At 54.2% G+C, this 16,172-nt stretch carries 13 protein-coding genes; 9 read left to right on the top strand and 4 right to left on the bottom strand.

Going from position 1 to position 16,172, the window contains the following annotated elements:
* Positions 1-100 precede the first annotated feature (100 nt).
* The 5 genes from hemB to ABSB80_RS07120 are packed head-to-tail and all read left to right on the top strand — an operon-like array spanning position 101 to position 4,402.
* Positions 101-1,078, top strand: coding sequence for a porphobilinogen synthase (gene hemB, locus ABSB80_RS07100; RefSeq protein ID WP_428369573.1), 978 nt, complete (start codon positions 101-103; stop codon positions 1,076-1,078).
* Positions 1,071-2,321 (top strand): glutamate-1-semialdehyde 2,1-aminomutase, encoded by a 1,251-nt coding sequence (gene hemL, locus ABSB80_RS07105; RefSeq protein WP_428369575.1) that lies wholly within the window; start codon positions 1,071-1,073, stop codon positions 2,319-2,321. Before hemB ends, hemL begins: the two co-directional genes overlap by 8 nt.
* Positions 2,312-3,196, top strand: coding sequence for a hydroxymethylbilane synthase (gene hemC, locus ABSB80_RS07110; protein WP_428369577.1), 885 nt, complete (start codon positions 2,312-2,314; stop codon positions 3,194-3,196). Before hemL ends, hemC begins: the two co-directional genes overlap by 10 nt.
* Positions 3,193-3,978: a uroporphyrinogen-III C-methyltransferase gene (cobA, locus tag ABSB80_RS07115; protein WP_428369579.1), complete on the top strand. Its 786-nt coding sequence runs from the start codon at positions 3,193-3,195 to the stop codon at positions 3,976-3,978. Before hemC ends, cobA begins: the two co-directional genes overlap by 4 nt.
* Positions 3,953-4,402, top strand: a complete 450-nt coding sequence (locus tag ABSB80_RS07120) for a phosphate-starvation-inducible PsiE family protein (RefSeq protein ID WP_428369581.1) — start codon at positions 3,953-3,955, stop codon at positions 4,400-4,402. Before cobA ends, ABSB80_RS07120 begins: the two co-directional genes overlap by 26 nt.
* 1,292 nt (positions 4,403-5,694) lie before the next feature.
* Here the strand turns inward: ABSB80_RS07120 and ppcA are convergent.
* From ppcA to ABSB80_RS07140, 4 genes are all read right to left on the bottom strand, one after another.
* Positions 5,695-7,161, bottom strand: a complete 1,467-nt coding sequence (ppcA, locus tag ABSB80_RS07125; RefSeq protein WP_428369583.1) for a phosphoenolpyruvate carboxylase — start codon at positions 7,159-7,161, stop codon at positions 5,695-5,697.
* Between the two features lie 337 nt (positions 7,162-7,498).
* Positions 7,499-8,749, bottom strand: a complete 1,251-nt coding sequence (locus ABSB80_RS07130; protein ID WP_428369585.1) for a BaiN/RdsA family NAD(P)/FAD-dependent oxidoreductase — start codon at positions 8,747-8,749, stop codon at positions 7,499-7,501.
* 545 nt (positions 8,750-9,294) lie between these two features.
* Positions 9,295-9,576 (bottom strand): DUF1922 domain-containing protein, encoded by a 282-nt coding sequence (locus tag ABSB80_RS07135; protein ID WP_428369587.1) that lies wholly within the window; start codon positions 9,574-9,576, stop codon positions 9,295-9,297.
* A gap of 1,028 nt (positions 9,577-10,604) precedes the next feature.
* Complete coding sequence (locus tag ABSB80_RS07140; RefSeq protein WP_428369589.1) at positions 10,605-12,650, bottom strand: PAS domain S-box protein; 2,046 nt, start codon at positions 12,648-12,650, stop codon at positions 10,605-10,607.
* A gap of 177 nt (positions 12,651-12,827) precedes the next feature.
* On the opposite strand from ABSB80_RS07140, the gene ABSB80_RS07145 reads away from it, so the two are divergent.
* From ABSB80_RS07145 to ABSB80_RS07160, 4 genes are all read left to right on the top strand, one after another.
* Complete coding sequence (locus ABSB80_RS07145) at positions 12,828-13,433, top strand: acetate uptake transporter (RefSeq protein WP_428369591.1); 606 nt, start codon at positions 12,828-12,830, stop codon at positions 13,431-13,433.
* Between the two features lie 32 nt (positions 13,434-13,465).
* Entirely contained in the window at positions 13,466-14,917 is a 1,452-nt protein-coding gene (locus tag ABSB80_RS07150) for a methyl-accepting chemotaxis protein (RefSeq protein WP_428369593.1), read from the top strand.
* Between the two features lie 15 nt (positions 14,918-14,932).
* A complete protein-coding gene (locus ABSB80_RS07155; RefSeq protein ID WP_428369595.1) occupies positions 14,933-15,472 on the top strand; it encodes a chemotaxis protein CheW in 540 nt (179 codons plus the stop codon).
* Between the two features lie 124 nt (positions 15,473-15,596).
* The gene (locus ABSB80_RS07160; RefSeq protein WP_428369597.1) at positions 15,597-15,986 is read left to right on the top strand and encodes a response regulator; all 390 of its coding nucleotides are present in this window, start codon (positions 15,597-15,599) and stop codon (positions 15,984-15,986) included.
* Positions 15,987-16,172: the final 186 nt, after the last annotated feature.

A 16,172-nucleotide genomic window follows, 5' to 3' on the forward strand; every position in this document is an offset into this window, starting at 1 on the left:
ATCCAGTATATCACCCACACGGACAGCGATACTGTAATCATAAATACGATGGATCTTCAAACTGTACTTACCAGAAAGGAAGCAGGAGTGGCATCAGAGCATGTTTCCCCAGAGACGGATGAGGAGGGCACGGTCACGGAATATCCAGCCGCTCCTGCGCGAGATCACCCTGACAAAAGATGATCTCGTGGCCCCGCTTTTTGTCGATGAGACGATCGCGGCCCCACGACTTATTGATTCGATGCCGGGACAGTCCCGGTACTCGGTCAGCGGCATCGGGAGTGCGGCGCAGGAGTTGTGGAAGAAAGGCCTCCGGGCGGTACTGCTGTTCGGGGTCCCGGAGAAGAAAGACCCGGAAGGGCGGTCCGCGTACGAACCGGAAGGGGTGGTCCAGCAGGCTGTCCGGCGGGTGAAGGCAGAGGTCCCGGGCATGGTCGTCATCACCGACGTCTGTGCCTGCGAGTACACCGATCACGGGCACTGCGGGATCGTCGGGGAGACCCGCTGCGGCCTCGACCTGCTCAACGACCCGTCGCTCGAACTCATGAACCGGATCGCCCTCAGCCACGCAGAGGCAGGTGCCGACATCGTGGCCCCGTCGTGCATGCTCGACGGCATGGTCGGGTCGATCCGCACGGCGCTGGATGCGGCAGGGTTCGGGGAGGTCCTGATAATGTCCTATTCGACAAAGTTCGCATCGGCCCTGTACGGCCCGTTCCGGGAGGCGGCCGACTCCGGGTTCGCGTTTGGCGACCGCACCAGCTACCAGATCAGCCCGGCGAATGGCCGCGAGGCGTTCCTCGAGTCCCGGATGGACGCAGAGGAGGGGGCCGACATCCTGATGGTGAAACCCGCGGGGTTCTACCTCGACGTGCTCTCGGAAGTCGCGACCCTCGGCCTGCCGGTGGCCGCGTACCAGGTGAGCGGCGAATACTCGATGATAAAGAGCGCTGCGGCGAACGGGTGGCTGAAGGAGAAGGAGACGGTACTCGAGAGCCTGACCTGTATCAAGCGGGCGGGTGCCGACCTGATCATCACGTACTTTGCAGGCGAGGCCGCCGGGTGGCTCGATGAATAAGAAGAGCAGCAGCGAGCTCTTCGGGCTTGCAAAGACCCTGATGCCCGGCGGCGTCAGCAGCCCGGTGAGGGCGATCAAGCCCTACCCGTTCTATACAGCAAGGGCCGAAGGTTCCCGCCTGACTGTTGTCGACGGTTACCAGCTCATCGACTGCTGCATGGCCTACGGCCCTCTCATCCTCGGGCATGCACACCCGCTCGTGAAGAATGCCATCGCGGCCCGACTCGGGGACGGCTGGCTCTACGGTACGCCCTCGCCGCTCGAACCTGAATTTGCCGGCATGATCACCGCCGACCACCCGGGCATGGAGATGGTGCGGTTCGTCTCGAGCGGTTCGGAAGCGACCATGGCGGCAATCCGGCTCGCCCGCGGCTTCACCGGAAAGAAGGACATCGTCAAGATCGAAGGCGGGTTCCACGGGGCCCACGATGGAGTACTGGTCAAAGCCGGTTCAGGTGCCACGACCATGGGGGTCCCCGACTCGGCCGGCGTCCTTGCCGATCTTGTCGCCCATACCCTGCAGGTGCCGTTCAATGACCCCGGGATGCTGGAATCCGTCCTTTCCGCTCATGACGATGTTGCCGCGTTCATCCTCGAGCCCGTCCTCGGCAACATCGGGCCCGTCCTGCCGGAGGACCATTACCTCCGGGAGGTCCGGGAGATCACGAAGGCCCACGACGTGCTCCTCATATTCGACGAAGTCATCACCGGTTACCGTGTCGGGATCGGCGGAGCCCAGGTGAAGTACGGGGTCAGGCCGGACCTCACTACGCTCGGCAAGATCATCGGCGGGGGGCTGCCGATCGGTGCCTTTGGCGGGCGGCGGGAGATCATGGAACTGGTGGCGCCGCAGGGCCCGGTCTACCAGGCAGGGACGTTCTCGGGGAACCCGCTCTCGCTGACCGGGGGTATCGCCACCCTGCGCTACCTCCACAGCCACCCTTCCCTGTACGACAGCCTCGACCAGAAGACCCGGGCCCTCGGGGAGTCGCTTGGCGAGGGAGGGAACGGATCCTTCGTCCGGCTCGGCTCGATGTTCAAGTATTTCTTCCGGAGCGAGCCCCCTCAAAACTACCGGGAAGTGAAGGAATGCGACCCCGCGGCGTTCGGGACCTTCTGGAAACGGATGCTGGATGACGGCATCTTCCTGCCGCCCTCCCAGTTCGAGACCAATTTCCTCTCGGCAGCGCACAGCGATCAGGACCTTGCAACCCTCGCACGGGCGTACACACAATGCCGGTAAAGATCGGGACCCGGGGCAGCAAGCTGGCCCTCGTCCAGACAGAGACGGTCATCAGGAAACTGACCGCACTGGGGATCGGGTCGGAAAAAGTGATCGTCAGCACGCAGGGGGATGCATCCACCCAGGTGCCCCTCCACGAGATCGGCGGCCAGGGGGTTTTTGTCCGGGCCCTTGACGATGCAATCCTTGCCGGGGAGATCGACTGTGCAGTCCACAGCATGAAGGATATCCCCGCCTACCGCCCGAGCGGGCTGGTCACGGCTGCCGTGCTCAAGCGCGATTCCGCGGCCGATTTTCTTGCCCACCGGGGCGCGATCTCATCCGTGAAGATTGTCGGCACCTCGAGTACCCGCAGGCGCGCCCAGCTCCTCCGCCACGACCCGGATATTATCACCAAGGACCTTCGCGGGAACGTGGACACCCGGATCCGGAAGATGAGCGCCGGCGAGTACGACGCCATCGTCCTTGCCGAGGCCGGGCTGACCCGGCTCGGGATCCGGATCCAGGGCGAGCGGTTTCCCCCGGAAAAATTCGTCCCGTCGCCCAACCAGGGTACCATTGCGGTCGTGAGCCGGGCCGACCCCTCCTTAATGGAGGTCCTGTCGGCACTCGACCACCCGCAGACCCGGACGGATGTCGCGATCGAACGGGCGGTCATGGAGCAGTTGGGCGGGGGATGTTTCACACCGCTCGGCATCTACTGCCGGGCGGGGCACCTCATCGCAGAGGTCCTCTCGCTGGACGGGCAGCGGACGGAACGGATCGAGACGGATATCAAAACCATCGAACAGGCCCGTGAGCAGGGGCGGCAGCTGCGGGCGGGGGCACAGGACCTGATCGACGATGCATACAAAAAACTGGGGATCCATGCATGAGCGGTAAAGTGTACCTTGTCGGGTCAGGCCCGGGCGGCGAAGGGCTCCTCACCCGGCGCGGGAGGCACGTGATCGACATGGCCGATGTCGTGCTCTTCGACCAGCTGCCCGGGGAAGAGATCCTCGCCTCGCTCCCGGCCCGGGCCGAGAAGATCGACTGCGGCAAGTACGGCGGCAGCCACACCCTCGAGCAGGACGAGATCGAGGCCCTGCTGGTGGACCGGGCTAAAAGAGGAAAGGTAGTGGTCAGGCTCAAGGGCGGCGACCCGTTCCTCTTCGGCCGCGGCGGGGAGGAGCTGGAGACGGTCCGCGCTGCCGGGATCCCGGTCGAGATGGTGCCGGGCATATCGAGCGCCCTTGCCGTTCCTGCATCGGTCGGTATCCCGCTCACCCACCGGAGATATGCCTCTCAGGTGACTATCCTGACCGGCAACGAGGACCCGGCCAAACCCGGCCCGGCCCTTGACTGGAAACTGCTGGCGGAGAGCCGGGGGACCATCGTCATCCTCATGGGCGTTGCGAACCTTCCGAAGATTGCCGAAGCGCTGCTGAAGAACAAAAAGCCGGCGAAGACCCCGGTCGCCATCATCGAGCGGGGCCTGAGGAAGGACCGGAGGGTTACAACGGGGACCCTCGCGGGCATCGCGGATACAGCAAAAAAAGCCGGTGTCAGGCCCCCGGCCGTGATCGTCATCGGCGACATCGTGAACCTCTATGACCCTGGCCTGCCGGACCTGATCCCGTACGAGAGCGGAGATGAAAGATATGCTGGATATCGTTGAGAAATTTGAAAAGATCCTATATGGCACGCTCATCATCCTGCTGATGGTGGTCCTTGCCTTTGCTGTAGCGGAACTTGCGTGGACCATGGTAACCTCGCTGACGAACCCCCCTCCCGGGCTGTCTGAGAACTACGAACTGGTGAATCTCCTGGGTGCTTTCCTGCTGGTACTGATCGGTGTCGAACTGCTGGACACCATGATGGAGTATTTCCGGGAGAAAGCCATCCACGTCGAGATTGTCGTGCTCCTTGCGATCATCGCGATCGCCCGGAAGGTCATCCTCCTCGACCCGGCGACCACGACCGGCATCGAGATGATCGGGATCGGCGTCGTGATCATCGGGCTGGCGGGAGCCTATTACCTGATCAGGAAAGCCGGGTTCACGATCGGGAAGGGCGGGCTGCAGCAGAAAGAGCAGGGATGAGAGAACGATTATTTTTTAATGGTTTTTTTATAGTGGAGTATTAAAATTATAAAATCTCCATCCTGTCGATTATCCATCGCAGCTAGTTCAGTACATAAACCCCGCTCTTGTCATTCCAAATCGACCGGGATTTTGCCACAGGAGCACCGGCTAACTGCTGTACTATCACGCGACCGGGCCAGCCCCCGCCCGGAAAATTTCAACCAGACCCCGCTCAAAATTTTTTCATTGCTATTCGGATCGCGATTGAGAATCATTTCCAGATCAACCAAACCTTGCTTGAAAATTTTCAACCGGACTTTGATTGAAAAAACTTAAGCGGAACTTGCCGGAAAATTTTCAATCGCACCTTGCCTGGAAATTTTTGATCGCAAGCTTGATCGCGATTGAAATTTTATTCCGGATCAACCGGAACTTGCTTGAAGAAATGTAACCGGACCCTGATAAAAAAAATATTTATCAGCCCTCTCATTGGAAAATGTCATTCACCTCCTCCTTGTCCCTAGCCCAAGTCCACAGCGATATACGATGGGAAAATATAGATCAGGGCCCAAAAACAGGGGTTCTTTTTATTAGGTGAGTGTCGATAGACCCGAACTTTCAGGAAAAACCTCGGTTTTTCCGTGTTGACCTACTGGGGGTCGATCCGGACGGAGATCGGCCCTCCAAATGCGGCTAAATACGTCCTTCATTCTCCGACGTGAAAATGAGAAAATCCATGGAATTAGTCCCCCATTTTCGCGAATTATTGCCTCTCCGGGACCTGCGCCACCAATATAGGAAGAAAATCTCCGACGGAGAAGTGCAAATTGGAGAGAGTAGGTCCCCCAAGATCCCGGATAATGTCTTCCAGGGTTCCCGGTACCACCCTACCCACTGCACGAAAACCACCTTCGGGCAATGCTCTCCAGCGTAAACCCTTTGTTTTCGTGGTGCCCGGGATCTGCAATCCTTCTGAAAAATAACTGCCATAAATGGCCTCCGTTTGCCAAACGGAGCCTGATTTGAAATGTCGGATCTTTGATAGTCACATTTTTTTGCGAATTATGGCACATCATTTTTCAGATATGCCCACATCGTCGTCCTTTCATCTGTTTGAGGGGCATTTCAGCCTCTGAAAAACGTCTAATTGTTGCCTTTTGGATGATCCGGGAACCGGAATCCTGGAGATCAGGTCGTGAAATGAAATGGCAGGGATTGGCGGAGTTGTCCCTGGCACCGCTCCCCGGCCATGCCGGTCCGGCACCCCCGCCACGGGCTGATGCGCTCCTTTGGTAATCCTTTCGCTGATCCTATCCCAGAAACTTCCGGATGTTTGCTGCCTGCAGGATCATTGGCTGAAGATCTTTGTTCCGGTTATCGTGAAGCGACTGGAGAATCGAATTGGTGACCTGCCGGTGCACATCATGTACCTCATCTCCGCAGATTCGCTCCGCTGCTTCCTTCATGGACGATGAAAGGAACGGCGAATCCGGATTCATGTACCGGATCGCATCGAGAAGATCCCGGTCAAAATTCACGTACACTTTACGCACAAACGCAAGGTCATCCCGGTCAAGCGCAGATAACCCGAGAATCTCGGGAGGAACGCCAATCGAGTACATGGCAGCCGTAAAGGTGATCGCCCGGGGCAGCGTGACCCCGCCGGTACTCCGGGTATAGCCGAACAGGCCGATATGGAGTTTTCGTTTGCGCCGGCCCGGGATATAGGCTGCAACCCGGTTGACAATGTCCGTAAGCGGGAGAAGTTCGTTAATATAGGCCTGCGTATATCTCTCAATAATCTCACAGCACCGTTTTTCATCAATGGCCGCCGGTGCGACAACCTCGCGCTGTTCAAGCTGCCTGACTGCAGTCTGTACCGCATCCAGCGGATAGTCATACTTGAATGCGGACTGGATGGTGAAGGTATGTGCTGACGGATACTCGGCGCTGACCCGGTCCACGGTATCCGGCCGCAGGTTGCCCCTGAACGGTGCGGACCCGACCCCGATGATTGGGAAGAGCGGGGTGCCTGTCCGCTCCTGCAGGGCGTTCAGATTGAAAAGGGCGATCTTGTTGAGCAGGACTGCGCTGACAAGCCCGTAGTTCATGGCCGGATCCGAGCGGGCAAGAAAGACCCGCTGGTAGGGGAGCTGCTTGTCGAGCAGGTACCGCCGTACCGTTGTGTGGGCACCGAGCATGCTCTTCTGGTCTTCGAATAACGGGATCACGTTGATATGCCGGGGTCCAAACGTCCCGATCCAGTCGGCGATGGTGGTATCCCTTCCGCCGAGCCGCTTGTACTGCTTGCCGATCACAAAATCCGAATAATACTGGTAGATGTTGTCGATGGCGGTATGGGAATCGGTCATCGGCAGGATGACTTCAAAGATAGGCGCAATATCTTCCTTATAGAAGAGTTTTGCACTGTCGAAGGAGCGAGGGATGCTTTCCAGGGTCTCGAGCACGATCTTTGCCTCGGCCTTCTCCACCTGCGGGTTTGGCACACGGAGGGTAAGGAAGATATCCCGTCCCAGTTTTTTTTCTGAAAAGAAAGGGGAATAGGTGGTGAGGAGCTTCTTGACAACGAAGTTGTCCACTTCCTTTCCTTCGCAGTCCCACATCTGCTCCCGGCAGCTGAGATGCGAGTAGACATAATATGCCTCCCTGACTTCATCCTCGCCACCGAGCTCGGACGATTCTGCAAAAAAAGGTACGTGGACGTTGTCCGGGTGCTGGGTGCTCATGCATTTTGGGATCCTGGGCAATTCATCCATGGGATTCACCGGCGCGGGGTTATCCGGTCCCTCGTCTATAACTTGTTATCGTCAACCATATTTATTTTTGAGGTTGACGAGTTCCGGAATCCACAACCCGGGCCGGCACCTGCTCTCCTCACCGGCTCGTGCCAGACGCCCCCTCTCACCGGCCCACGGCTGCCCCCCCGCCTGGAATTTTTCAACCAGGCCTTGCATGAAAAATTTTAACCGATCCCCCGACCCCGGCTTGAAACAGACGCGAATGAACGTCTTCTAGATTGTATGAACGGCTGCTGAAAAATGCCTGGCTTTTCAGACCGTTGTGACCGGTCATGCGGTGGAAAAGCGGGTCTGGTCAGGGCGGATGACCGCCGCTCTCCCACCTCTTCCGGACCCCCAGCGCTGCCAGGTACCCGGTCGAGAACGCGGCCTGCAGGTTGTAGCCCCCGGTGTCCCCGTCGATGTCCAGCACTTCGCCGGCAAAAAACAGCCCGGGCACGATCGTTGATTCCATGGTCTTCTGGTTCACGCCCTCCAGCGCAACGCCGCCGCGGGTGGCCATCGCGACCGGATATCCCCCGAGCGCAGCAACTGTCAGTGGGAATTCCGTACAGTTCGTGACCAGTTTCGATCGCTGCGCTGCCGAGAAGTGGGCGCAGGTGAGGTCATCCGGAATCCCGGACAAGGTTAGCAGTTTCCTGTTGAGGCGCTCCGGGATCGGGTACGCGGCAAGGATGGTCCGGACCTGCCAGCCGGGGTTCTCCTGCACGCGCCGCGCGAGATCCTGTGCAAACTCCTCGCGTCTCATGGCGCCCACAAACGACAACCGGATACCATCCCCTGCCCGGATATCCCGCGAAGCATCCAGGATGCCCGGGCCGGAAAGTCCCAAGTGCGTGAAAAGGAGATCCCCGGAATGATCCGCAACTTTCTTCCCGTCCCTCCAGACCGAGAATGGCAGGGACTCAAACGAGATACCGGAGAGTGCGGCAAACGGGAAGCTGCTGATCCTGAGCGGAGTGAGTGCCGGTGCGGTCTCCGTCAGCGGCTGGCCGAGTGCTGCAGCGAAGCGGTACCCGTCACCGCTCGAGCCGGTCACCGGATAGGACATGCCGCCGGTTGTAATGACGACTGCGCTGGTATAGTACACCGTTTTACCGGTCTGTACGATAAACCCCTGCCGGTCCTGCACAATCTTCTCAACCTGCTCCGCACACCTCAGTTCCACCCCTTTTTCCCGGCATTCGCGGATGAGCACCGAGAGCACGTCAGCCGAGGCGCGGGTCTCCGGAAACACTTTCCCGTTCTCTTCAGCAGCCATCGCCAGCCCCCGCCCGGAGAAAAATTGGATGAGGTCATCATTGGAGAACCCGTGCAGCGCGGCCCTGAGGAACCTGCCGTTCTTTCCATAGTGCGACAAAAATTCACTGACCGTGCCTGCGTGAGTAATATTGCATTGCCCCGACCCGGTGAGCAGGAGCTTGGCGCCCGGCATCGCATTTTTTTCCAGGAGCATGACCCGGTGCCCCGGTACGGCAGCATGGACTGCACAGAAGAGCCCGGCCGGCCCGCCCCCGATCATCACGGCATCTGCAGCCTTGATCACGATTGCCTCCAGGGTACAGTAGGTTGCCCCGGTTTAGATAGATCGTCCCCGGGCCCGGCGTCTGGTAGTCACCTTACTATCCGGCAGGATTCATGAGGGTAACCCCCTCTCTCCCCCAGAGGGGGAGGCAGCGAAGATGCGAATGCATCTTCTCGATTTCGTAGTCTGATGACTACTCAATCAGCCCAAGGGAAGCGCCCCCTTGAATCTCTGATAGGTCTTCGGACCTCGAAGAGGAGAAGGGAGGCAAGAGCCGATCTTCGACCCCCATCAATTCCTCCCGTTCTCTGAAAATTTCTCACTAATATTCTGAGTGATTATCACGCTGTGGGGGATGCCACAGCGGCGGGGAGGCAGTCGTCGCATTAGCGAGGACTGACTGGAGAAGAATCCTTAAGGATTCTTCGACTGTGGATTCGAGAATAGTCGAAGAACGCTTCGCGTTCTTCTCCCACCTCACCTCACGCTCCGTGAGGTTCGTCGCCCCCAAGAACGTCTTTTTTTATCTCTTCAAGCAGGAAAAACAAAAAAACCGAAAAACAGATTTAGGCATGGTTGCTTTTTGCCCTCTTGCGCAGGGCCTCGGCATAGTGGTGCCGGAGTTCTGCGGTCTCCTCCGGCGTGAAATCTCTTTTTTTTGTAGCGTGGAGGTGCTTTTCCATCTGTTTTACGATATGCTCGGCCTCGTGGTAATCCTCGACTTCGAGATACGCAGGTGCCTTGACAACCTCATGCGCATGCCCGCAGAGCGGACAGAGTTTCCAGCGCTGGAAACGGTCCACGTAGGAGAATGTCCTGCATCCCGGGCAGCGGATGATGAGGTACATGGTAATCAGGTGATGGGTGTTATCCTCATAAAAATATATCGGCGGATGGTTAAAACAGTCCATCGCCATCACCCTCAATCGGGCGACCGGCCGCCGAAAACCGGGATCTGCCATTTCGTAGGATCACCAAGCCAGATCAGACCATCTTTGAACGATGGATGCCCAAAAAACCCGGCGCATACAAGACACTATTTTCGGCTCTGGAGAAATCCTATTTATCCTGTGATTTGATTTTATTCTTCGATGATTATGAGGGTGACTCCCTCTATCAGGTCGAAGAACTCTGACAAATTCTACCGAAGACCTTCGGTCAGGAGAAGATTCTTCTTCTCCTGCTTCAGGTCCGACGACACTGAAGCATTCTCCTGTCTCAAGTCTGATGACTTTCAACAAGAGGGAGTTTTTCCAAACTCCCTCTGCCACATCTCTGATGAGATGCCGGATTCTCCAGCCTGCTCTTCTCTTCGGGAACAGCTATCTTCCCGGAGGGGGGCAACGCGAGGGAAGCATCCCCTTGAATCTTTGAGAGGTCTTCAGACCTCGAAGAGGAGAAGATTTACAAAGTAAATCTTCGACCCCATTTTCGGTGAGATTTTCACTAACCTTCTGAGAGACTATCTCGATAGGGGGGATGCTGCCATCGCCAAAGGCATGGCAGGCGTGAGAAAATATTTATCAGAATATTTTCAAGCTGCACGAGCGGCGGGGAATTAATCGTCACATCAGCGAAGAGAGCCTGATGGCTTTCTTCTCGTGTTCCTTCGTCGCATCAGCGAGGATTAATTGGAGATGAATTCATCAGATAACACATTGTTGACTGTGAAAAAACAGAAATTTATGATAACAACATAACACGGTGCTGTCGCGTTAACGGGACTTAACAAAAATGATATTGTCGTTACCTAGCAATGTTGACTATTTAAACGTCCCGACAACGCAACAGAACCGTTTGGTCAATCTGACTCATTATTTATCCAATGAATTCTTCAGTCTAGAAATGAGGTCTTTCCGGCCTATTCCTGTACCGATCACTTGTCACCGGTAAACCGGTACGCACCTTTCGCCACCGTCATCTCAAACCGCGCTCCCTTCTCCGGTTCTCCGGTCTCCCGTATGGTGATTCCCGTAATCGCAAGAATTTCCCGGGCGAGGAATAACCCGTATCCTGTATTTTTTCCGAATCCCCTGGTGAAAATCTTATCTTTATCCTCTTCGGGAATACCAATGCCGTCATCTTCAATGACAAGAACCAATTCTTTTTCTGACTGCTGGTACGATACGTGTATCCGGGTGACATGCTCACCATGGTGGATGGCATTTTCGATGAGATTGAAAAATACTTTCTCGATAAGGAAGTCAGCGTAAATTTCCAGATTGCCCGTATCGATTACAAAGGATACATTCCCAATATCCATCGTTGTGATCACCGATGAAATGGTTATTTTTATATTCTTCCACTGGGGAGGCTGCACACCCACATTCTGGTAATCCCGGGTGAACACGATCTGGCGTTGGATCGTACCAGCAATATTCTCCTCTTTTTGAATCAGATCTGCAAAGTTTTCATCACCCGACCGGTTTTTCATGAGAAAAATACATCCTTCCAGCATGGATAGCTGATTAAGAATATCATGCCGGGTTATACTGGTCAGAAGGCTGACCTGTTTATTTGCCCTTTTTATTGCTTCATCCGCCTGCTTGCGTTCCGTGATATCCCGCGCCGATGCATAGAGCATGTCTTCCCCATTGATGGTGATGCGGGTTGCGTTCACTTCCACATCACGCAGGATCCCATCCTTCCTGCGGTGATGTGTTTCAAATTTGATGCTCTTCACATTACCTGATTTTATACGCTCCAGCACCTGATCCGGGCTCACTTCCGAATCCCAATCCACAACGTTCAGTGATGCCGCCTCGGTGGGGGAATATCCGAGGTGGGATAAGAATGCATCATTCCATTCGCGCAGGTTCCCGTTTTTATCGATGATATGGATTGCATCTGTTGACGTTTGCAGCAACAGTTCATAGTACCTGCTTTTTTGTCTCAGTTCAGACTCCAGACGTTTCCTGTCGGTAATGTCCGTCAACATGGCAAATGAACCGTTGAACCGTCCTCCTTCATCCCGTATGGGTACAGCAGAGACCAGCATCCAGCATTCCCTGCCATCTTTATGCCTAAACCTGCGTTCGTAGTTCTCGCTCAACCCCTCTTTACGGTGTTCCACTTTGACAGTATGATCCGTGATGTCTTCCGGAAAGATAAACGCCGTTACATCCTGGCCTACCATCTCTTCTGAAGAATAGCCCAGGATATCTGTCATTTTCCGGTTGGCAAAGATTATGGCCAGCGTTTTATCCATCAGCCAGATACCTTCATTTGCGGTCTCGACAATCCGGCGGTAATTTCTTTCACTTTCCTTCAGAGCATCCCTTGACCGGAGGTGTTCTTGGATTTGTTTCTCAAGCACATCGTTGGTTATAACGAGTTCCGTAGTCCTCTCCATCACCCGTTTTTCAAGCTCCTGCTGGTACTTCTTCATTTCCGTAATATCTTCGAAGATAATACCAACTGCACGCCCGCCCGCTTCGAAAACAAGCGGTATGAATTTCATTCTGAAATATCGATGTTTACCAATCCTTTCTATATCAATCTCAAATATACTGCCCGATCCATCAAGTGCCTGTTTCAAGGCAGCAAAATGTTCTTCAGTAAAATAGGAGGCAAGAGATGAATGCTCTAATTGCCTCCCTTTAAGTTCCTCTTTTGAAACCTTGAAACAGGCAAGGAATGGGTCATTGGCTTCCTGGATGAAGAGATCATTATCCAAGATGAGAATGAGATCCGATGCCAGACTCAGCAGGTTGGTCAACGGGAGCCGTTGGGAACGATAGAAAAGCTTTGCCCGTCCCAGTTCCCGCATGTCTGCCTGGCCCGACATCACCAGAGAATTGAGGTATTTTGCTGCCGTTGCCCGGTTGAGCGAAAGATTCTTTGATACTTCTTCAATGGTCAGCCCTTTCGGACTGATTTTTAATAGATCTTTGATTCTTTCCAGTTCATTTTCTCTCTCCAAAGTATCATCAACTCCTCGAATATTAATGCTAGTTGACAGTATATATTATTATTGTTGGTTATCATTAATCAATTTTGATAATCATCATTATACGGAATATTTTTATACTATAAAGAATAATGGAATAATTACCCTTCAAACCGGATGAAACCGGTTCTGGGATTTCAACATTCAACTATGCTGGTGAGTAAAGTGACTGAAAACAATTATATTAAGGATGCAATCAGAATTGCCGACACAACGGCCAACCCGGCACCGCTGGGCCTTCTGGCATTCGGCATGACCACAGTGCTTCTGAACCTGCACAATGCCGGGTTCTTTGCGATGGGTTCAGCGATCTTTGCGATGGGGATATTCTTCGGCGGTATTGCGCAGATCATCGCAGGTATTATGGAATGGAAAAAGAACAACACGTTCGGCACGACCGCGTTCATCTCGTACGGTTTTTTCTGGATCTCGCTTGTTGGCTTGATCCTCATGCCGGTGCTTGGCTGGAGCGGCCCGCTCCAGAAAGAAGCGCTCGTATCGTTCCTCACCTTATGGGGTTTATTCTCACTGGTGATGTTCATCATCACATTAAAGTTGTCAAAAGCGCTCCAGGTAGTTTTCGGACTCCTGACGGTACTGTTCCTGCTCCTGATCGCGGGGAACATGACCGGCAGTGTTGCTGTCCTCCAGATTGCCGGTGTCGTTGGCATTATCTGCGGGCTCTCTGCGATGTACACGGGCCTTGGACAGGTAATGAATGAAGTGTATAAAGAACAGGTTATCCGACTCGGGTGAACGATATGGTAGAATTACAAGACTTAACGGAAATGTTTGAAAAGAATCCGCTAGCGCATGCGGTCGTGGATGCCAACCTCAAGTTCCTCATGGTAAACGACGCATTCTGCAAGCTGGTCGGATACAGCAAGGACCGGTTACTGGCTATAAAATACTCCGATTTCCGGGCACAGGGAATGATCAAGTACCTCAAAGACTCAGGTGAATCATTGGCTGACGCTGTCAACGGCCGCAGGATAACTATCGGCCAGAGCACCTTTGAAACGCCATCAGGACTACATGTCGTCGTCCGGACCAATATACCGCTGCTGAGTGAAAAAGGGGACGTAAAGTACGTCTATGTCACGTACAATGAGATTACCAAGATTGTCAAGAGCCAGCAGTTCATGGCTCACGAAGTTGAAGAACTCAGTAAGGTCTACGCCAAGATGGCTCAAGGGGATTTGACCGTCCGGTATGAGATTACCAAGCCGGATGAGGACACAAAAGAGACCTATGAGCAGATCGTCAAACTCCGGGATGCGGTCCGAGGGATTGTCATCAACCTTGAAAACAGCATTGCCGATGTGAACAAGAGGATGCTGAACCTGGTTTCGACAGCGGAGAATGCGACCCGCAGCATCGAAGAAGGCTCCAAAGGTGTTCAGCAGATCGCACAGAACGCGAGTAAAGTCAGTACCAATGCGGAAAAGGCATCGGATGGCGTTGAACAGATTGCAAAAGCAATGCAGGACATGAGCGCAGCGGTTGAGGAGATCACGTCAAGCATGGAATCGGTATCGAACCTCTCCAAACAGACCAATGACCTCTCCCAGTCCGGCGCAGCACTTGCGACCAAGGCGGAGAAGAGCATGGGGGAGATCTCCACATCGTCTGCAAAGGTATATGAGATCGTATCGGACGTGGAAAAGCAGATGGGGGAGATCTCCAAGATCGTCTTACTCATCCGAGAACTGGCCAACCAGACAAACCTGCTGGCACTCAATGCCGCTATCGAAGCTGCGCGTGCCGGTGATGCGGGGCGCGGCTTTGCCGTTGTCGCAACGGAAGTAAAATCATTGGCGCAGGAGTCCCGGAACTCTGCCGAGCGGATCGAGGAGATGATTACCTCCCTGAAAAAGAGCACCCAGAACGCGTCCACCGCGATGAACAATGCGCAGGGTATTGTCGAAACCGGATCACAAATGGTGACCGAGACATTGCAGTTCTTCAACAAGATCGCAACTGCCGTTGAGAAGGTGGCTACGAGCGCGACTGAGGTTGCGGCGGCAACCGAAGAGCAGGCGGCAACAACCGAAGAGATCACGGCAAGTGTCAGCGAAGTGGCGCGTCTGGTGGAACAGACCTCGAAGGAAGCCAGTGATGCAGCGGCAGCTACTGAAGAATCATCAGCGGCATTGGACGAGATCACCCGGATGGTGGAATCCGTAAATAAAGTTGCCGTCGAGGCAATGGAAGCAAACAAGAAATTCAAGGTGGATTAAACGGGGTGCGTTACAATGGCGGCAAAAACAAGCGAGCCACAAGTGGCGCAGGCCCAAAACCCGGAAGATACAGCCAGGAAACGGCAGGGCAACATCCAAGTAGTGGAGTTCGCCCTGGGCAAGGAACTCTTTGCCATCGACCTGTTTGATGTCAAGGAAGTCGTGGAATACACCACGATCACCAAACTTCCCAACGTGCCGGCATATGTAAAGGGGATCATCGATCTCCGGGGCGAAATCACGACTATCATCGATCTCAAGCACCGGCTCAATATCACCGAGAGCGGTCAGATCGCAGCCGAATCATCCCGGATTATTGTGCTCGATGACAAGATCACGGGTACTAAGATCGGGATCCTCGTCGATGATGTAACGTCGGTTTCGACATTTGAGCCAAATCAGGTGGATTATACCTCTGCATCGATGAGCAAGGAGGATACAGCGCTCATTGGAATTATCAAGCGGAGGGTGAAGGTCAAGGACAAGGAAAAGAACGAACTGATCATCTGGATCGATATCAAGCAGCTGCTGAGGGATGTTAACACATCGGCCTGACGGCATAATCTGCCGGCTTTGAGGGGGTTTGGTTAAGATGAGACTGAGACTGGAACCTAATGGTACAGAAAAGAATATCCCCTTTTTTCGGGCAGAGATAGGTACTGAGACGTGGGGTTAGTTTATGATTGCCGTACTCTATGTAGACAACGGGCAGTTATTGCAGGACACCCTCGGCCATTTTCTTGAGAGACATAAGGATATGGTGGTCGAATCATCACTCTTGATCGAAGAAGCGTTGCGGAAAATGGACTACATCTCCTTTGATGTCATTGTCACTGATTACAATCTCAAGGAATCATCAGGTATCGATCTTCTTCGACAAACCCGGCAGAAGGGAATAATGACCCCCTTTGTTTTCTTTATCTTAAAGCAGAACCGCGGTATGGAAGCTGAAGCCACACGGTATGGTCGGGTTGCTTTTGTTCCGAAATTACCTTATTCCGGTTCGAGCTTTGATGAGCTCGAGAAGACTATCCGGACAATAGTTCCGGCATCTCATGTGGAAACATAAACCAACAGAAGGATCCGATCTACCTGAGACAGGGAGGACACGTATCATTATCTTGGTTCTCTACATTGATGACGAAGATGACGAACCCAGCCTGCTTGAGATCAGAAGGTTTGGGAAAGCTGCCGATGAAAGTTGATTTTGTAGAGCCGAAAAGATAAAAAAAATTTAATAAATTTTAATAATTAC

It is taken from the genome of Methanoregula sp., from assembly GCF_050010295.1.
In the GTDB taxonomy this organism is placed as follows: Archaea; Halobacteriota; Methanomicrobia; order Methanomicrobiales; family Methanospirillaceae; genus Methanoregula.

Excerpts from the sequence above, each read along its gene's own strand:
- hemB (WP_428369573.1), top strand. The coding sequence starts at position 101 with ATGTTTCCCCAGAGACGGATGAGGAGGGCACGGTCACGGAATATCCAG.
- hemL (WP_428369575.1), top strand. The coding sequence starts at position 1,071 with ATGAATAAGAAGAGCAGCAGCGAGCTCTTCGGGCTTGCAAAGACCCTG.
- hemC (WP_428369577.1), top strand. The coding sequence starts at position 2,312 with ATGCCGGTAAAGATCGGGACCCGGGGCAGCAAGCTGGCCCTCGTCCAG.
- cobA (WP_428369579.1), top strand. The coding sequence starts at position 3,193 with ATGAGCGGTAAAGTGTACCTTGTCGGGTCAGGCCCGGGCGGCGAAGGG.
- ABSB80_RS07120 (WP_428369581.1), top strand. The coding sequence starts at position 3,953 with ATGAAAGATATGCTGGATATCGTTGAGAAATTTGAAAAGATCCTATAT.
- ppcA (WP_428369583.1), bottom strand. The coding sequence starts at position 7,161 with ATGGATGAATTGCCCAGGATCCCAAAATGCATGAGCACCCAGCACCCG.
- ABSB80_RS07135 (WP_428369587.1), bottom strand. The coding sequence starts at position 9,576 with ATGTACCTCATCATCCGCTGCCCGGGATGCAGGACATTCTCCTACGTG.
- ABSB80_RS07145 (WP_428369591.1), top strand. The coding sequence starts at position 12,828 with ATGCTGGTGAGTAAAGTGACTGAAAACAATTATATTAAGGATGCAATC.
- ABSB80_RS07150 (WP_428369593.1), top strand. The coding sequence starts at position 13,466 with ATGTTTGAAAAGAATCCGCTAGCGCATGCGGTCGTGGATGCCAACCTC.
- ABSB80_RS07155 (WP_428369595.1), top strand. The coding sequence starts at position 14,933 with ATGGCGGCAAAAACAAGCGAGCCACAAGTGGCGCAGGCCCAAAACCCG.
- ABSB80_RS07160 (WP_428369597.1), top strand. The coding sequence starts at position 15,597 with ATGATTGCCGTACTCTATGTAGACAACGGGCAGTTATTGCAGGACACC.